Source organism: Caulobacter sp. RHG1 (genome assembly GCF_013181195.1).
Lineage (GTDB): Bacteria > Pseudomonadota > Alphaproteobacteria > Caulobacterales > Caulobacteraceae > Caulobacter.
Genome location: NZ_SMZP01000002.1, coordinates 141,240 through 157,383 on the forward strand (window position 1 = coordinate 141,240; position 16,144 = coordinate 157,383).

Annotated in this window: 14 protein-coding genes; 2 read left to right on the forward strand and 12 right to left on the reverse strand. The window is 66.3% G+C overall.

Features of this window, described 5'->3' with window-relative positions:
* Positions 1-7 precede the first annotated feature (7 nt).
* The 10 genes from E1H18_RS04570 to ccoN all read right to left on the reverse strand — a co-directional run bounded on the left by E1H18_RS04570 (position 8) and on the right by ccoN (position 10,018).
* The gene (locus E1H18_RS04570) at positions 8-652 is read right to left on the reverse strand and encodes an OmpW family outer membrane protein (RefSeq protein ID WP_172265634.1); all 645 of its coding nucleotides are present in this window, start codon (positions 650-652) and stop codon (positions 8-10) included.
* 99 nt (positions 653-751) lie between these two features.
* The gene (gene hemN, locus E1H18_RS04575) at positions 752-2,134 is read right to left on the reverse strand and encodes an oxygen-independent coproporphyrinogen III oxidase (RefSeq protein ID WP_172264154.1); all 1,383 of its coding nucleotides are present in this window, start codon (positions 2,132-2,134) and stop codon (positions 752-754) included.
* A gap of 77 nt (positions 2,135-2,211) precedes the next feature.
* On the reverse strand, positions 2,212-2,370 hold the full coding sequence (ccoS, locus tag E1H18_RS04580) for a cbb3-type cytochrome oxidase assembly protein CcoS (RefSeq protein WP_172264156.1): 159 nt from the start codon (positions 2,368-2,370) through the stop codon (positions 2,212-2,214).
* Positions 2,367-4,541, reverse strand: a complete 2,175-nt coding sequence (locus E1H18_RS04585; RefSeq protein ID WP_172264158.1) for a heavy metal translocating P-type ATPase — start codon at positions 4,539-4,541, stop codon at positions 2,367-2,369. Before E1H18_RS04585 ends, ccoS begins: the two co-directional genes overlap by 4 nt.
* Complete coding sequence (locus tag E1H18_RS04590) at positions 4,538-5,056, reverse strand: FixH family protein (RefSeq protein ID WP_172264160.1); 519 nt, start codon at positions 5,054-5,056, stop codon at positions 4,538-4,540. Before E1H18_RS04590 ends, E1H18_RS04585 begins: the two co-directional genes overlap by 4 nt.
* The gene (gene ccoG / locus E1H18_RS04595) at positions 5,053-6,564 is read right to left on the reverse strand and encodes a cytochrome c oxidase accessory protein CcoG (protein WP_172264162.1); all 1,512 of its coding nucleotides are present in this window, start codon (positions 6,562-6,564) and stop codon (positions 5,053-5,055) included. Before ccoG ends, E1H18_RS04590 begins: the two co-directional genes overlap by 4 nt.
* A gap of 5 nt (positions 6,565-6,569) precedes the next feature.
* Positions 6,570-7,439 (reverse strand): cytochrome-c oxidase, cbb3-type subunit III, encoded by an 870-nt coding sequence (ccoP, locus tag E1H18_RS04600; protein ID WP_172264164.1) that lies wholly within the window; start codon positions 7,437-7,439, stop codon positions 6,570-6,572.
* A complete protein-coding gene (locus tag E1H18_RS04605; protein WP_172264166.1) occupies positions 7,439-7,606 on the reverse strand; it encodes a cbb3-type cytochrome c oxidase subunit 3 in 168 nt (55 codons plus the stop codon). Before E1H18_RS04605 ends, ccoP begins: the two co-directional genes overlap by 1 nt.
* Positions 7,603-8,346 carry a cytochrome-c oxidase, cbb3-type subunit II gene (gene ccoO, locus E1H18_RS04610; protein WP_172264168.1) on the reverse strand — a complete coding sequence of 248 codons (744 nt, stop codon included), beginning with the start codon at positions 8,344-8,346 and terminating at the stop codon, positions 7,603-7,605. The genes E1H18_RS04605 and ccoO overlap by 4 nt, the downstream gene beginning before the upstream one ends.
* A gap of 7 nt (positions 8,347-8,353) precedes the next feature.
* Positions 8,354-10,018, reverse strand: a complete 1,665-nt coding sequence (gene ccoN, locus E1H18_RS04615) for a cytochrome-c oxidase, cbb3-type subunit I (RefSeq protein ID WP_172264170.1) — start codon at positions 10,016-10,018, stop codon at positions 8,354-8,356.
* Between the two features lie 122 nt (positions 10,019-10,140).
* Here ccoN and E1H18_RS04620 point away from each other — a divergent pair, with 122 nt between their 5' ends.
* Both E1H18_RS04620 and E1H18_RS04625 read left to right on the forward strand, forming a co-directional pair.
* Positions 10,141-10,386, forward strand: coding sequence for a hypothetical protein (locus E1H18_RS04620; RefSeq protein ID WP_172264172.1), 246 nt, complete (start codon positions 10,141-10,143; stop codon positions 10,384-10,386).
* A gap of 59 nt (positions 10,387-10,445) precedes the next feature.
* Positions 10,446-12,203: a glycoside hydrolase 43 family protein gene (locus E1H18_RS04625; protein WP_370526423.1), complete on the forward strand. Its 1,758-nt coding sequence runs from the start codon at positions 10,446-10,448 to the stop codon at positions 12,201-12,203.
* A 66-nt stretch (positions 12,204-12,269) separates the two neighbouring features.
* Here E1H18_RS04625 and E1H18_RS04630 read toward each other — a convergent pair whose 3' ends face one another.
* Together E1H18_RS04630 and E1H18_RS04635 are read right to left on the reverse strand one after the other, a co-directional pair.
* Positions 12,270-15,275 carry a TonB-dependent receptor gene (locus E1H18_RS04630; protein WP_172264174.1) on the reverse strand — a complete coding sequence of 1,002 codons (3,006 nt, stop codon included), beginning with the start codon at positions 15,273-15,275 and terminating at the stop codon, positions 12,270-12,272.
* Positions 15,276-15,672: 397 nt separating this feature from the next.
* Entirely contained in the window at positions 15,673-16,122 is a 450-nt protein-coding gene (locus E1H18_RS04635; RefSeq protein ID WP_172264176.1) for a response regulator transcription factor, read from the reverse strand.
* Between the last annotated feature and the right edge of the window lie 22 nt (positions 16,123-16,144).

The window sequence follows — 16,144 nt, forward strand, 5'->3', positions numbered from 1 at the left end:
GTAAGACCTAGAACTTGCGGCTGAAGCCGACGGACGAAACCAGCGGATCCAGGTCCACCTTGGCCTTCAGAGCGCCGCCGTTGATCTTGGCGTCGGTGCTGAAATAGACCTTCTTGACGTCGGCGTTCAGCAGCCAGTCGCCCTTGAGTTTGATGTTCACACCGGCCTGTAGCGCGTAGCCGAAACCGTCGTCGACCGAGACCTGGAAGCCATTCTTGTTCTTGCCGCTGTAGAACAGCATGTAGTTGATGCCGGCGCCGACATAGGGGCTGACCTTGGCGGCCGGCAGCGGATGGTACTGCAGGGTCACGACCGGCGGCAGGACCCACTGCTTGCGAACCAGGGCGTCGGTGCCCGGCCCCTGAGCGCGGATGTCGTGCTGGGTGGTGCCCAGGATGGCTTCCACGGCGACCTTGTCGGTCAGGAAGTAGGTGAAGCCCAGGGTCGGCATCACGTCGTTCTTGACGTGGGCCTTCAGGCCCGAGTTGACGCCGGCAGCGGTCAGGATGGCAGCGTCATCGGCAGGCGCGACCTGGGTGGCGCGCACGTGGACGATCAAGTCACCCTTGGCGTTGGGCGAGAAGTCCTGGGCTTGAGCAACGCCACCAGCCAGAGCCGTGGCCGCGATAGCCGAGAGAATAACGGTCTTCATCATCTATCCCCAGATCGTGCGACTGTGTGTTTTGTGTCGCGATGTTCTTTTGGAGGATTCCTGAACGCTCGACCTTGACCTCGATCAGTTTCGAAAAATCTAGATCGCACGGGAGAAACCTTCTTTCACATCCGAGCGATGATCGAAGGCCTGGGCGGCCAGACGTACGAACGGACGCCCGGCTTCGGTGACCCGCACCACCCCGACGTCCAGCGTCACCAGCCCGTCCGCCACCAGGGCATCCAGCTTGGGCAGGTCCTCGGCGAACACCGAGGGCGAGACGCCGTGGCGCGCGGCGATGGCGGCGTAGTCGACGGCGAAGTCGCACATCAGCCGCTCGATCACGTCGGACCGCAGGCGGTCGTCCTCGGTCAGGGCCACGCCGCGCGCCACCGGCAGGCGGCCGGCGATGACGGCGTCACGCCACGCGACCTCGGCGGTCAGGTTTTGGACGTAACCGGCCGGCATCCGACCGATCGACGACGCCCCCAAGCCGATCAGCGTCATGTGGCGATCGGTCGTATAACCCTGGAAATTCCGCCGCAGCGTTCCTGCCGCCAGCGCTATGGCCAGCTCGTCGCTGGGCAGGGCGAAATGATCCAGACCGATGGCGACATAGCCGGCGCGCAGCAGCCGCTCGGCGGCGGCCTCGCTCTGCTCCAGCCGGCCTTCGGCGTCAGCCAGGTCCTCGTCGCGGATCAGCTTCTGGTTGGCGCGGGCCCACGGCACATGGGCGTAGCCGAACAGGGCCACGCGTTCGGGGCGCAGGGTCAGGACGGTGTCCAGGGTCGAGACCACGTCGTCGGTCGTCTGCTTGGGCAGGCCGTACATCAGATCGAGATTGATCGAGGCGACTTCAGCCTGGCGCAACCAGTGGACGGCGCGCGCCACCACCTCGAACGGCTCGACGCGGTTGACAGCCGCCTGGACATGCGGCGCCAGGTCCTGAACACCCAGGCTGGCGCGGGTCAGGCCGTGGAAGGCGGCGGCCTGCACCCAGCTCTCGGTCAGGACGGCCGGGTCCAGCTCGGCGGAAATCTCGATACCCGGCGCGAAGGGGAAGACGTGCCGCAGCGCCCCGAATAGGCGGACGAGATCGTCTCGCGACAGCATGTTGGGCGTACCGCCGCCCAGGTGCAGCGCGCCGGCCCTCACCTTGCCCGGCAAACGCGCCTCGACCAGCGCCAGTTCGTCGACAAGGCGCTCGACATAGTCGCTGATCAGCGCCCGCTTCTTCACCACGCGGGTGTTGCAGCCGCAGTACCAGCAGAGACGATCGCAGAACGGGATATGGGCGTAGAGCGAAACCGGCTGGCCGGGGTCGAGGGCGGCCAGCCAGTCGCCGTAGAGCTCCGAGTCGACCGTGTTCGAGAACTGCAGGGCCGTCGGATAGCTGGTGTAGCGCGGGGCGCGGCTGTCATAGCGCGCCAACAGATCGCGGCGCGCGGCTTGGGCGGCGCATTGGACAGTCTCAGCGGTCATGGGCTCTCTCCTGGAGCCCCGTGATTGCGCCGCCGTCCGTGCAACCGCCCTGATCTAGATCAATCGATCGGCCCGCGTCAGACAGGCGGCTTGTCGTCCAGGTGGTCGTAAAGGATCCGTTCGGCGTCGCCTTTCGGATCCTCGTACTGGCCAGACTTCATGGTCCAGAAGAACGCGAAAAGGCCCATGGCGCCCAGGCCGATCGACATGGGCGCCAGCAGCAGGACGATGTTCATCGGCGTCTCCAACTGATGCGCGGACGCGCCGCGTTCAGCAGCACCACCATCGACGAGCCGGCCATGGCCAGGGCGGCGATGAAGGGATTGATCAGACCGGCCATCGCCGCCGGCGTGGCCACGAGGTTGTAGAGCGCGGAGAAGCCGAAGTTCTCCATCGCCCGACGGCGAGCCTCGACAGCGGTGTCGATGGCCACGACGACCGTATCCAGCCCCTCGCCAGTGAAGACCAGGTCAGCGGCGTTCTGGGCGGCGTCAACCGCAGCGCCCGGGGCCATTGAGGCATGCGCCTTTGCCAGGGCGGCGGCGTCGTTGAGGCCGTCGCCGACCATCAGCACCTTGCGCCCTTCGGCCTTCAGGCTCTCGACGATTGCGGCCTTGTCGAACGGGGTAAGACCCGCGCGCCAGTGGTCGACGCCGACGGCCTTGGCGATGTCGCGGACCGGACCGGCCAGGTCGCCGGACAGGATCTCGACCGACAGGCCCATGCCGCGCAGACGGGCGATGGTCTCGGCGGCATCGGCGCGCGGACGGTCCTCGAACACGAAGCGGATCTTGACGCTGTCCTCGAAGCCGAACCACAGCTCGGTCTCGCGGACGTCGCCGCCCGTGACGCCCACGAATGCGGCGCGGCCCAGACGGGCGCGGCGACCGTCGATCAGGCCCTCAACGCCCTGCCCCGCCGTCTCCACGCAGTCGGTCGCGACCAGACCCAGGCCGGCCTCGGCCGCCAGGGCCTTGGCCAACGGGTGGCGTGAGGCGCGAGCCAGCGGCGCGGCCATGGCGACCAGATGGGCCGGCGCATCGATCAGCTTCGGCCGGCCTTCGGTCAGGACGCCGGTCTTGTCGAAGACGACGTGATCGGCCTCGGACAGACGTTCCAGCGCCGCGCCGGACTTGACCAGAACGCCCTTGCGGAACAGGCGGCTGCTGGCGGCGATCTGTACGGCCGGCACGGCCAGACCGAGGGCGCAGGGACAGGTGACGATCAGCACGGCGGCGGCCCGAAGCAGCGCCTCGCGCGGACCCAGGCCAAACGCCCAGCCGCCGACGAAGGTCAGGGCCGCAGCGGTGTGAACGACCGGCACGTAAAGGGCGGCGGCCTTGTCGGCCAGACGGACATAGGCCGAGCGGGTCTGGGCGCCGGCTTCCATCAGCCGGGCGATCGCCGCCAGGGTGGAGTCCTCGCTACGGGCGGTGACGCTCATCACCAGACGGCCCGACAGGTTCAGCGCGCCCGCATGCAACTTGGCGCCGACGCCGACTGGCGACAGCGCCGTCTCGCCAGTGATCAGGGCGTTGTCGATCTCGGACTGGCCGCGCTCGACCAGGCCGTCGACGGGGATGCGGTCGCCCGGCGCGACGACCAGCAGGTCGCCGATCTTGACCTCGGCCACCGGCACGCCCTGCTCTGCGCCGTCGATCAGACGCATGGCCACCGGGGTCTGCAGGGCCAGCAGGTCACGAGCAGCCGAGCGGGCGCTGGCCCGCAGGCGGTGATCCAGGTAGCGGCCGATCAGCAGCAGGAACAGCAGCGTGACCGCCGCGTCGAAATAGGCGTGCTGACCGCGCAGGATTGTCTCGGAGAAGCTGACGATCAGGGTCAGGATCACGCCGATCGAGATCGGCACGTCCATATTGGCCTTGCCGCGCTTCAGCGACGCCCAGGCCGAACGGAAGAACGGCCGGCCGGCGAACAGCGCGCACGGCGTCGCGACGATGGCGGCCATCCAGTACATCAGGGTCAGGGTCGAGCCATTCAGCTCCTGCCCGAAGATGCCGGCCCAGGCGGGCACGGTGAACATCATGACGTTGCCGGCCCCGAAGCCGGCCACGCCCAGCGCCACGGCCAGCTCCTTGCCCTCGCGGTCCTGGGCGGCGTTGGCTTCACCGGGATCGAACAGGCAGGCGCGATAGCCCAGGCCCTCGACCGTCTCGACCACCAAGCCGGGGTCGGCCTCGCGGCCGCGCAGTTGCACGGCCAGCTTGCCGGTCGTCAGGTTCAGCCGGGCGGCGTCGACGCCCGGGACCTCGCGCACGGCCTTCTCGATCTTGCTGATGCAGGCCGCGCAGCGCGCGCCGCTGACCAGCAGCTCCAGGCGACCCAGCCCTTCCGCATCACGGCGGACGAAGGCCTCCAGATCACGGTTCAGGGCCAGGCTCTGGGTCATTTCGCGGCCTCGACCAGGCGGGTCTCGATCTCGAACAGATTGCTGCCGTCGCGGGCCGAGGCGCGGAGGTCCCAGGCCCCGTCGAGGCGGGCGGGCGCCTGGTAGCGGCCCTCGCCCAGCGGCTTGAAGTTCAGCACCTGACGGCCCGTCTCGGTGGCCGGACGCTCCAGCGTGCCGGTCAGCGACAGCTTGGTCAGCGGTTGGCCATCGCGGTCCTCGACCCGCACGATGATCGACGTCCCGCCGGGCGTTTCGACGCCGGCGCTCCAGCCCAGGGCCGCTTCCTTCTGGCGCTGGGCCAGGGTGCGGTTGAAGGCCAGCCCCGTCTCGTAGGGGTTCGAGGCCACCTGTCCTGAGAAGGTCTTGTAGGCCTTCATGATGAACAGGGTGTCCACGGCGATCACCAGACCGAAGAACAGCACCATGCCGATCAGTACGTGCCAGCCGGTGATACGGCCCTTTACGGGGGGTGTTTTTGGCGAAGGCTTGGAAAGCGAATGCGCGGCGGCGGTCATTGCGGGTTCGCAGCTCCTGAAAGGAAAACGGTCTTGGTCTCGACCTTGAGGTCGCCGGACCGGATGACGAAATGGGCCGGAACGCTGGAGGCGAGTTCGGCGTCGGCCGGCGCGGTGACGAACACGCGCACCGCCGCGACCTGGTCGGCCGGAACGACGACGCTGACGGTCCCGCCGGTTTCGCCTGGCTGGCTCAGCCTGGCGCCTGGGATGCCTGTGAACGACACCTCGAAGCGGCGCGGCTCGAAGGTGCGGTTGCCGATCTTCAGCGTGTAGCCATCGCGCACGGCGCCGTCGTGCATGCGCACGAAGGTCGGGTTGCGGTCTCTGATGATGTTCAGGTCGGCTTCCGGACGGGTCATCAGCGACCACAGCGTCAGGCCGCCGACGACGGACATCGCCATGGCGTAATAGATCGTGCGCGAACGAACCACCGGGTACTTGGCCGGCTGGCCCTTGGTGCGGGCGGCCACGGCGTATTCGGAATCGTAGGCGATCAGGCCCGTCGGACGATCGATCTTGATCATCACTTCATCGCAGGCGTCGACGCACAGGCCGCAGTTGATGCATTCCATCTGCGCGCCGTCGCGGATGTCGATGCCCATCGGGCAGACCACGACACATTGGTGGCAGTCGATGCAGTCGCCCCGACCTTCCCAGGTCTGGTTCTTCTTGTGCGGACCGCGAGGCTCGCCGCGGTAGCCGAGATAGGTCACCTGGAGCGAATGGTCGTCCAGCATGGCGCCCTGGATGCGGGGCCATGGGCACATGTACGTGCAGACCTGCTCGCGCATCCATCCGGCGAAGATGTAGGTCGTGCAGGTCAGCAGCAGGCACGAGACATAGGCCGTGACCGGCGCCTCGCCGGTCCAGAACGTGCGGATCAGGGTCGGCGCGTCATGGAAGTAGAAGATCCAGGCGCCGCCGGTGCCGAAGGCGATCCCTAGCCACGCCAAGTGCTTGCCGGTCTTGCGCCAGATCTTGTTGAACGAGGTCGGGGCGGCGTCCAGACGCATCCGCGCGTTGCGGTCACCTTCGAACAGGCGCTCGACCACGATGTAGAGGTCTGTCCAGACGGTCTGCGGACAGGCATAGCCGCACCACAAACGACCGAAGAGCGCCGTCACCAGGAACAGCGCCAGGGCGGCCATGACCAGGATCCCTGTGAAGATATAGACTTCCTGGGGCCACAGCTGGATGTCGAAGAAGTAGAAGCGCCGGCCGTCGAAATCGACCAGCGCCGCCTGCTGTGGAAAGCCCTCTGGACGCGTCCAGCGGATCCACGGCGTGACATAGTAGATGGCCAGGCAGGCGATCAGCAGCGCCCACTTCACCGCCCGCCACTTGCCATGGACAAGCTTGGGGTAGATCGGCTGGCGCGGCTTGTAGAGACCGCCCTTGGCGTCGCCCTTGCCCTTCGCCCGGGCGGCGGCCGAAACCGCCTTCCCGGACTCAGGCTTTTGGCCGGACTCAGGCTTAGGACCCGTATTGTCGATAAGCGTGGGCATAGCCCTTACTGACCACCCGCGTTGGCGTGAATGTAGACGGACAGAGCCTTGATCGTTTCGGGGCTGAGGCGACCGCCCCACGCCGGCATGACGCCGCCATTGCCCGAGAAGATCTGGCTGCGGATATCGGCGCGGTCGGCGCCATACAGCCAGTCGGCGTCGGTCAGGTCGGGGCCGCCCATCTCCTGGACGCCCTTGCCGTCTACGCCGTGGCAAGCGACGCACTGGGCTTCGAAGAGCGGAGCGGCGCGACCGACAGCAGCCGCATCGGCCTGACGGCCCGACAGCTTGACCACGTACTCGGTCAGGTCGTCGATCTGCGCGGTGTTCAGCATCTCGTCGCGACCGAAGGCCGGCATCGCCGAGAAGCGGGTTTCGGCATCGTTGCTACGGACGCCGTGGGTGATGGTGTACTGGATGTCCTCCAGCTTGCCGCCCCACAGCCAGACGTCGTCGCGCAGGTTGGCGTAACCCTTGCCGCCCGTGCCGCCGATGCCGTGGCAGGTGGCGCAGTTGTCGCCGAAGATCGACTGGCCGACCTGCTGGGCGTAGGCGCTCAGCTTGGGGTCCTTTTCGATCTGCTCCAGGCTGGCGGTGCGCAGCAAAGCCGCGCCCTCGCCCCGATGGCCTTCAAGGGCCTTGAGTTCCTTCCCGACCGCGACGCGGTCGGACTGGCCCAGGATCCCCTTGGTGTAGCCGCTGACGCCGGGCCAGGCCGGCATCAGCACCCAGTAGACGATCGCCCAGGCGATCGACACGTACCAGATCCACAGCCACCAGCGCGGCAGCGGATTGTCGAGTTCGCGGATGCCGTCCCACTCGTGACCGGTGGTTTCGACGCCTGTGACCTCGTCGGTTTCTTTCTCGTGAGCCATCAGGAGAGCTCCTCGTCGTCCAGCGGCATGCGGGCGGCGTGTTGGAATTCAGCCTTCTTGGAAGGCAGAAGGGCGAAGGCGCAGCCGGCAAGGAAGAGCAGGCCGAAGTAGATCAGGCCGCCTTGCTGGGCGATGCGCGACACGGTCTCGTAGGTCAGGCCGCTCATCGCTGGTTCTCCGGCGATTGGGGCTTGTAGGTCTTGAAGTCGACCAGGGTGCCCAGCATCTGGAGGTAGGCCACCAGCGCATCCATCTCGGTGATCTTGTTGGGATTACCGTCGAAGTCGCGGTTGACGACCTTGGCGTCGTAGCGCTCGCGCAGACCCACAGCGTCCGTCGAGAAGGGATCGGCCTGGGCCTCGAGATCCTTCTTGGCGTTGGCGATCTGGGCGTCCGTATAAGGCACCCCGACCGTACGCTGGGTCTTCAGGCGGTCGACGATGTCGCTGTAGTCCAGTTCCTTTTCAGCCAGGAACTTGTAGGGCGGCATCACCGACTCCGGCACGACCGAGCGCGGATCGATCAGGTGATCGCGGTGCCAGGTGTCCGAGTACTTGCCGCCGACCCGGGCCAGGTCCGGGCCGGTGCGCTTGGACCCCCATTGGAACGGGTGGTCGTACATGCTTTCGGCGGCCAGGCTGTAGTGACCGTAGCGCTCGACCTCGTCACGCAGCGGGCGGACCATCTGCGAGTGGCAGACGTAGCAGCCTTCCTTGACGTAGACGTCGCGGCCGGCCAGCTCGAGCGGGGTGTAGGGACGCATCCCGTCCACCTTCTCGATCGTGCTCTGCAGCCAGAACAGCGGGGCGATCTCGATCAGGCCGCCGACGGAGACGACCAGAAGGATCCCGACCACGAGCAGCAGCGAGTGCCGCTCGAACTTTGCGTGGTGCTTCCAAAGAGACATGGGGACCTCAGGCGTTCGCGGTGGCGGGGGTGGCCGACGTGTCGTCGGTCAGCTCGGCGGCGGCCAGGTCGAGCTCGGGGCTGGTGATCGTCTTCCAGATGTTGACGATCATGATCAGCGCGCCGGTCAGGAACATCAGGCCGCCGATGGTGCGGATGACGTTCTCGATGTGCTTGGCCGACACCGTCTCAATGAAGCTGTAGGCCAGGAAGCCTTGGGGCGTGTATTCGCGCCACATCAGGCCTTCCATGATGCCCGACACCCACATCGCGGCGATGTAGAGCAGGATACCGGTGGTCGCGATCCAGAAGTGCCACTCGATCAGCTTGTTCGAGTACATGGCCTTCTTCTTCCACAGCCACGGCACCATGCAGTAGATCGCGCCGAAGGTGATGAAGCCGTTCCAGCCCAGAGCGCCGGAGTGGACGTGACCGATGGTCCAGTCGGTGTAGTGGCTCAGCGCATTGACCGCGCGGATCGACATCACCGGGCCTTCGAAGGTGGCCATGCCGTAGAAGGCGATGGCGACGACCATCATGCGGACGACCGGGTCGGTGCGCAGCTTGTCCCACGCGCCCGACAGGGTCATCAGGCCGTTGATCATGCCGCCCCAGGAGGGCATCCACAGCATGATCGAGAACGTCATGCCCAGGGTCTGGGCCCACTGCGGCAGGGCCGTGTAGTGCAGGTGGTGCGGGCCGGCCCAGATGTAGATGAAGATCAGGGCCCAGAAGTGCACGATCGACAGGCGATAGCTGTAGACCGGGCGCTCAACGCGCTTGGGCACGAAGTAGTACATCATGGCCAGGAAGCCGGCGGTCAGGAAGAAGCCGACGGCGTTGTGGCCGTACCACCACTGGGTCAGGGCGTCCTGGACGCCAGACATGGCGCCGTATGAACGATGGTTCAGCCAGCCGACCGGCACCGCGGCGTTGTTGACCAGGTGCAGCAGGGCGATGGTGACGATGAAGGCCAGATAGAACCAGTTGGCCACATAAATGTGGGGTTCCTTGCGCTTCCAGATCGTGCCCAGGAACACCAGCAGATAGGCGACCCAGACGATGGTCAGCCAGATGTCGGTGTACCAGACGGGCTCGGCGTACTCCTTGCCCTGGGTCGCGCCCATCAGATAGCCGGTGGCGGCCAGGACGATGAACAGCTGATAGCCCCAGAACACGAACCAAGGCGTGATGCCGCCGGCCAGGCGCGCCTTGCAGGTGCGCTGGACGACCCAGAAGGACGTCGCGATCAGGGCGTTGCCGCCGAACGCGAAGATCACCGCCGAAGTGTGCAGCGGACGCAGACGGCCGAAGTTGGTCCAGCCAGCTTCCGGGAAGAACAGCAGGTTGGGCCAGGACAGCTGTGCGGCGATGACCACGCCAGCCAGGAGACCGGCGGCCGCCCAGAACATCGTGGCGATGACGCCGGCCTTGATGATGTTGTCGGAGTACTGGTCGGGATGGTCCTGCAGCTTGCCGCCCGCGAGGCCGGAGCTGAGAACGAAGCCTGCGATGATGGCGGCGATCGCGAACGTCCCAGCCTGAAGCCGGAAGATCGTATCGTGTGTGAGTCCCGCGCCCAGGACCGCCAAGAAGGCTCCCAGGACGGAGATGATGAGAAGGACTTTGGACCCGGCGGGCGGGCCTGAACTAGTGAGCGATGGGGCGGACATGCGGACTCCATGAGTCGAACCTGACAGCCTGGGTCTCACACCCCCTCAACCCCCGCTTTGATCTTGCTCAAAGCGGGAAACCACACCCTGGAGCAGCCTGTCGGCCAATCCGGAGTCGGTTCATGTCCATTCGTTATCTCTCGTCGCTGCTCGGCGCCGCCGCCCTGGTCAGCTGGGCGATCGCCCTGCAACAGGCCCTGCCGCGCCTCCTGGCCGGCCCCATCTGCAGTTCAAGCCAGGATAGTTGGGCGTTCGCAGGCCATTGCCCGGCCTGCTTCGTCGCCGCGGGCCTGACCGCCGCGTTCCTGGCGTCGCTCGCCGTGGGTCTGCGCCGTCGCCGGGTCCCCGCCCTGGCGGCCCGACCTTAAGGGCTCGACGAAAGCCCAACGCCGCGCGAAGACACGTCGGAGCCAGACCAGGAGCCGACGTGCAGATCCACGCCCACCGCCACGCCCTCGCAGGCGCCATCGCCCTGTCGTTGCTGGCGCCGGCCGCCCTGGCGGCCGAGACCGCGCGCCCTGAAGCGCCCAAGGTCTATCGCAACCCCGTCCTGGCCGGCGACTGGTCGGATCCCGACGTCGTACGCGTCGGCGACGACTACTACCTGACCGCCTCGTCGTTCGTGAACCTGCCGGGCCTGCCGATCCTGCACTCCAAGGATCTGGTGCACTGGACGATCATCGGTCACGCGCTGGAACGCCTGCCTCAGGACGACCATCACCGCACGGCGCGCAAGGGCGGCGGCGTCTGGGCCCCAGCCATCCGCTTCCACGACGGCCTGTTCCGCATCTACTATCCGGATCCCGATTTCGGCATCTACGTCGTCACCGCCAAGGACCCGGCCGGTCCCTGGAGCCCGCCGCAATTGGTCGACGACAGCAAGGGCGCGATCGATCCAGCGCCCTTCTGGGACGAGGACGGCACGGGCTGGCTGCTGCACGGCTGGGCCCGCAGCCGCGCCGGCTTCGCCAACCGTCTGACCTTGAAGCGTCTCAACGCCGACGGCAGCCGCACGGTCGACGCCGGCGTCGTCATCCTGGACGGCGAAAAGCTGCCGCCGGTGAAGACCAGTATCGGCTTGGCCCCGTGGGAAACCATCGAGGGCCCCAAGCTCTATAAGCGGGCCGGCTATTATTACATCTTCGCCCCGGCCGGCGGCGTGAAGCCTGGCTGGCAGGCGGTGTTCCGATCCAAATCGCTGACGGGCCCGTGGGAGAACCGCAACGTGCTCGACCAGGGCAAGACGCCGATCAACGGCCCGCACCAGGGCGCCTGGGTCGACACAGGTCTGGGCGAAGACTGGTTCCTGCACTTCCAGGACACCGACAGCTATGGCCGCCGCGTTCACCTGCAGCCGATGGCCTGGCGCAAGGACTGGCCGGTGATCGGCGCTGATCCCGATGGCGATGGCCGCGGCGAGCCGGTGGTCTGTCACGCCGTTCCAAAGACCCGCGGCCAGTCGGAGGGCCAACCGCAGGATACCGATGCGTTCGACGACGGTCGTCCGTCGCTGGCCTGGCAGTGGAACAGCAACCCGGCCAGCAGCTGGATCGAGCCCGGCGCGCGTCCGGGCTGGCTGCGCCTGCGCGCCGCCTCCTCCCCGGCCAGCCTCTATGAGGCCGGCGCAGTCCTGACCCAGAAGCTGCCGGGCCTGGCCTTCTCGGCGACCACGACGCTGGAATTCTCGCCCCTGCGCGTGGGTGAGCAGGCCGGCCTGGCCATGGTCGGCTACGCCTACGCCTGGATCGGGCTGGAGCGTCGCGTCGACGGCGCCTACCTCGTTCAGAAACGCCGCGAAGAGGGCGGCGCGGAGAAGACCGTGCTGGCCCGCAAGCTGGACGGTTCGCGCGTCACCTTGCGGCTGTCGGCCGAGCCGGTCGTCAACCGCATGACCGCCGCCAAGGAGGGCGCGCCCTGGCCGTCCAAGGAACGGAATTTCCAGGCCGAGGTCCGCTTCGCCTACAGCCTGGACGGCCAGACCTTCGAGACCGTCGACGACACGTTCCTGTCGCGCGAGGGCCGCTGGGTCGGCGCGCAGATCGGCCTGTTCTCGATCGCGCCCAGCGATACGCCGGCCTATGTCGCCACCAGCAACGGCTATGCCGATTTCGATGACTTCCAGGTCCGAGTCACGGAGCCCGCCAAGCCCTCGCCCGACCTGACGCCCGTCCAGGCCTGCCGCTGACAAGAAAAAGGCGCCGGTCTGAGAGACCGGCGCCAGTTTGATCGCTTTGGTGGGGGGAAGCGAAAACTAGAAGGTGTACGACGCGCCCAGGAAGAACTGGCGGCCGGTAGTGCTGTAGACGCGCTGCGAGCGGCGCTCCTTGCCACTCCACTGGTCTGCGGCCTGGTTGGTGATGTTCAGGGCGTCGAACGTCAGCTTCAGGTGCGGGGTCAGCTGGTAGGACAGCGAAGCGTCGACATTGGTCGTCGCGTAGCTGCCGTTGGCGTCCGGCACTTCCGACTTGAACGGCAGGGCCGTCAGGTACTCGTCGCGATAGGCCACCGACACGCGAGCCGAGAGCTTGTCATCTTCATAGTACAGCGTGGCGTTCACCGAGTGCGGCGAGACGTTCAGGAACTGATCGTGGATCTGGGTGGCCGGGGTCGTGGCCGTGCCCGACGACAGATAGTAGAGCACCGAGCTGTCCACATAGGTGTAGTTCAGCATCGTGCCGGTATTCTTGAGCAGGCCCGGCAGGAAGTGGAACGGCTGCTGGTAGTTGATTTCCAGGCCGCGGATGTAGCCGCCTTGCGTGTTGCGCGAGCGGGTCACGAGATACGGCGTCGAGGCGTCCTGGCCGGCCGGCAGCAGCGCCAGCGGCAGGCCGGTGTTGCCGTAGGCTTCGGTCGTGGCGATCGTCTGGATCGAGCTGGCGATCTCCTTGTCGAAGACCGTGGCGCTGACGATCACGCCCTCGCTGGGGTACCATTCCAGGCTGAAGTCGTAGTTCTTGGCGCGATACGGATCCAGGAACGGGTTGCCGATCGAGGCCGACTGCGCGCCGAACGTCGTGTTGACCGAACCGCCCGGCGTCAGGTTGCCGAAGCTGGGACGCGCCATGACCTTGGCGGCGGCGAAGCGCGCGACCAGGTTCGGCATCACGTCCAGCGCCAGGTTCACCGACGGCAGCAAGTCGTTGTACTTGTTGTTGACCGTGATCTGCGAGGTCAGAGAGGTATAACCCGTGGCGTCCAGGTCGGTCTTCACGTAGCGCACGCCGGCGTTACCGCGCAGGCGGCGACCATCCAGGATCTCGGTGTCGAAGTCGACCTGCACGTAGCCGCCCAGATCCTTTTCCTGGACCTGACGGTTGTTCCCCAGGGCCGAGTTGATGGCCAGGGTGAAGTCGCCGTACTTGTTCGAGCAGTTGCAGAGCAGGCCCAGCTTGTCGACATAGGCCATGACGTCCGGCACGACCCAGCTGGTCACCGAACCGGCCGGCAGACCCAGTTGCTTGCCAAAGCCCGTGATGGTCTCGCTGAGCGGCGCGCTGCCCGGGAAGTCGGCGGCGAACTGGGCGAAGTTGAACGGGATGGTCCCCGTCGCGGTGACGGCGGTCGAGGCGTTGTTGGCGTACAGGCGCTGGACCTGCTTGCTCTGGAAGTCGAACGACTTCAGCGACACGCCGGCCTTGATCGTGAAGACGTCGTTCAGGCGGAACTTGCCGTTGGCTTCGGCGGTGGCCAGGGTGTTGAACACCGCGGCCTTGACGATGCGGATGTCGGGGGTCAGGCCCGTGCCGGCGTTGGTGAAGGTGACGTTGGCCGGGTTGGCGACGTCGTAGCCGTAGTTGATCAACGGGCGGCTGGCGTCGTTGCGCGCATCCCAGACATAGCCGGCCTTGTTGAAGCCGTCATAGGACATCAGCACGTCCCAGGGCTGCTGGAAGTCCGAACCCGAGTGGCCGAACTTGACGTCGCCGCTGAAGCGATCGCTGAAGTCGTGACGCAGGGTCAGACCGACCTGGTGGGTCTTGGTCGTGGTCTGGCTACGCTCGGCGATGTGCTTGATGTCGACATTGTTGATCTTCATGTAGTCCACCTGCCCGGTGGGCAGCACGTGGACGTCCATGATCTGGGCGTCGACCCGGCCGGCGAACAGCGGGAAGGCTGCGCTGGCGCCGTTGACGTTGCGGTTCAGCGAGGCGTTCGACAGAGCGTAGTCGGCGCGGTCCTGGTCGAACTGCGAGTAGACCATGTCCAGCGTCACGTCGGTGCGGTCGCTCGGGCGCCATTGCAGACCGCCGGTCATGCCCAGACGCTTCTGATCCAGCTCGAAGCGGCCCAGGCCCGGGTTACGGGGCAGGAAGACGTTCGGCTGGTTGATGGCGGCGTAGGCCGTCGGGTCCGACGGCAGGCCCGAGAAGCACTGGCCGGCGGGGCGGTTGCCCGAGCCCGAGAGCGGGTTCACGTAGGGAATGGCGGTGTTGACCACCTGGCTGCCAGCCTGGCTGGCGATGTCGACCGCCGTGCCGCAGAAGCCGTTGTTGGCGTCCGAATAATCCGACTGCGAGGTGTCGCTGTAGCCCTCTTCCTGCGCCTTGCGCTCGCTGTAGGCCAGCGAGAACAGAGCGCCGAAATTGCCCCAGGTGTTGCTGATCAGGCCGGCGAAGCGCGGGGCCTTGGTCTTGTTGTTGTCGTAGTAGGCGCCTTGCACCGACGCAGCGGCGCGGAAGCCCTTCTTGTCGAACGGACGGCCGGTCTGCAGGTCGACCGTGGCGGCCAGCGAGCCCTCGTCCATCTCGGCCGATTGCGACTTGCTGACGGTGACGCTGTTGAACAGTTCCGAGGCGAAGGTCGAGAAGTCGAAACCGCGCGAACGGTTGATGCCGGCGACCACGCCGAGGGTCGAGCCGGTGGTGGCCGAATAGGCCTCGATGCCGTTCAGCGTGGTGCGAACGAAGTCGCCGCCCAGGCCGCGCACGGTGATGTTGCGGCCTTCGCCGCCGTCGCGAGTGATCGAGACGCCCGGGATGCGCTGGATCGACTCGGCCAGGTTCGCATCGGGGAAGCTGGCCATGTCGTCCGCCTTGATGACGTCGACGATGTTGTTGGAGACGCGCTTGGTGTTGATCGCGCTGCTGAGGCTGGCGCGGAAGCCCGTGACCACGACCTCCTCGACCGCGGCCGAGTCGTCGGTCGGCGCGGTTTGAGCGGCGGCGACCGTCGCGGTCAGCAGCGAAGCCCCCAGCGTCAGCGCCAGCACCGAGCACCCCGTGCGCAGGACACCATTGTTCTTGGCCTGATAGCCCATCGTTCCTCTCCCTTCGCGGCGACCGCTTGGCGGAAGCCTCTGCTCATCCGTCCGCCCTCTGCGGGGCGGCTCCTGGGCTGGGAGCCGAGCGGACCGACCCGCTCAAGCAAATCTCACATAATGAGACAAAATCCCAACTTGTGAGTGATAATAGGAAAGAGGCTTAGTTTGGCCAGAGCATTTTTTGCGCGGCCAGCAATTTCTTTCCATTATGCGACAAGATGTCCCAATATGTGAGAAATTTGACGCACAAAGACAACCGGAAGGCGCGAAATACTTGCTAATCGCGGCGGATACGGCCGTTTCCGGCCGCTTTGCGCCCGACACCGCCGACTCCGCCTCCCATGTTATTGACGTCGCCGAGCGGATCCCGCCGCCACGGCGCGCTATCGGGACTTCAGATCTCGATCGTCTCGTACTTGGGCTTGGGCTCGAGCGCGGGTTCGGACGCGAGCGTCGGCAGAGCGGCGGCGCCCCTCGCCAGTTGAACCGGCGGATGGTTTTGAGCCCGCAGCATCGCTTCGACCCGCCGCAACAGATTGTGAGCGGCGAACGGTTTGACCAGATAGCCAGCTGCGCCGGCTTCCAGCGCCACGCGGACCGTCACCGCATCGCCCTTTGCGGTCATCATCATCACGGGCGGACGCACACGCTGGCGACGCAAGACGCCCAGCACGTTCAGACCCGTCATGTCCGGCAGTTCGATATCGAGCAGAACAAGATCCCAGCGTGACGCCTGCAACGCCTCGACGCCCATGACGCCGGTGCTGGCGGAAGACACCCTGTAGCCGGCCTGATGCAGCACCAGTTCCACGAACTGGCGGATCATCGGGTCGTCGTCGATCACAAGTACGCTTCGGCCCATTGCC

What these genes read in the sequence shown, in the direction of transcription:
- E1H18_RS04570 (WP_172265634.1), bottom strand. Translation starts at nt 652, where the DNA reads ATGAAGACCGTTATTCTCTCGGCTATCGCGGCCACGGCTCTGGCTGGT.
- E1H18_RS04590 (WP_172264160.1), bottom strand. Translation starts at nt 5,056, where the DNA reads ATGACCGCCGCCGCGCATTCGCTTTCCAAGCCTTCGCCAAAAACACCC.
- ccoO (WP_172264168.1), bottom strand. Translation starts at nt 8,346, where the DNA reads ATGTCTCTTTGGAAGCACCACGCAAAGTTCGAGCGGCACTCGCTGCTG.
- ccoP (WP_172264164.1), bottom strand. Translation starts at nt 7,439, where the DNA reads ATGGCTCACGAGAAAGAAACCGACGAGGTCACAGGCGTCGAAACCACC.
- ccoG (WP_172264162.1), bottom strand. Translation starts at nt 6,564, where the DNA reads ATGCCCACGCTTATCGACAATACGGGTCCTAAGCCTGAGTCCGGCCAA.
- ccoN (WP_172264170.1), bottom strand. Translation starts at nt 10,018, where the DNA reads ATGTCCGCCCCATCGCTCACTAGTTCAGGCCCGCCCGCCGGGTCCAAA.
- E1H18_RS04605 (WP_172264166.1), bottom strand. Translation starts at nt 7,606, where the DNA reads ATGAGCGGCCTGACCTACGAGACCGTGTCGCGCATCGCCCAGCAAGGC.
- hemN (WP_172264154.1), bottom strand. Translation starts at nt 2,134, where the DNA reads ATGACCGCTGAGACTGTCCAATGCGCCGCCCAAGCCGCGCGCCGCGAT.
- E1H18_RS04630 (WP_172264174.1), bottom strand. Translation starts at nt 15,275, where the DNA reads ATGGGCTATCAGGCCAAGAACAATGGTGTCCTGCGCACGGGGTGCTCG.
- ccoS (WP_172264156.1), bottom strand. Translation starts at nt 2,370, where the DNA reads ATGAACATCGTCCTGCTGCTGGCGCCCATGTCGATCGGCCTGGGCGCC.
- E1H18_RS04585 (WP_172264158.1), bottom strand. Translation starts at nt 4,541, where the DNA reads ATGACCCAGAGCCTGGCCCTGAACCGTGATCTGGAGGCCTTCGTCCGC.
- E1H18_RS04620 (WP_172264172.1), top strand. Translation starts at nt 10,141, where the DNA reads ATGTCCATTCGTTATCTCTCGTCGCTGCTCGGCGCCGCCGCCCTGGTC.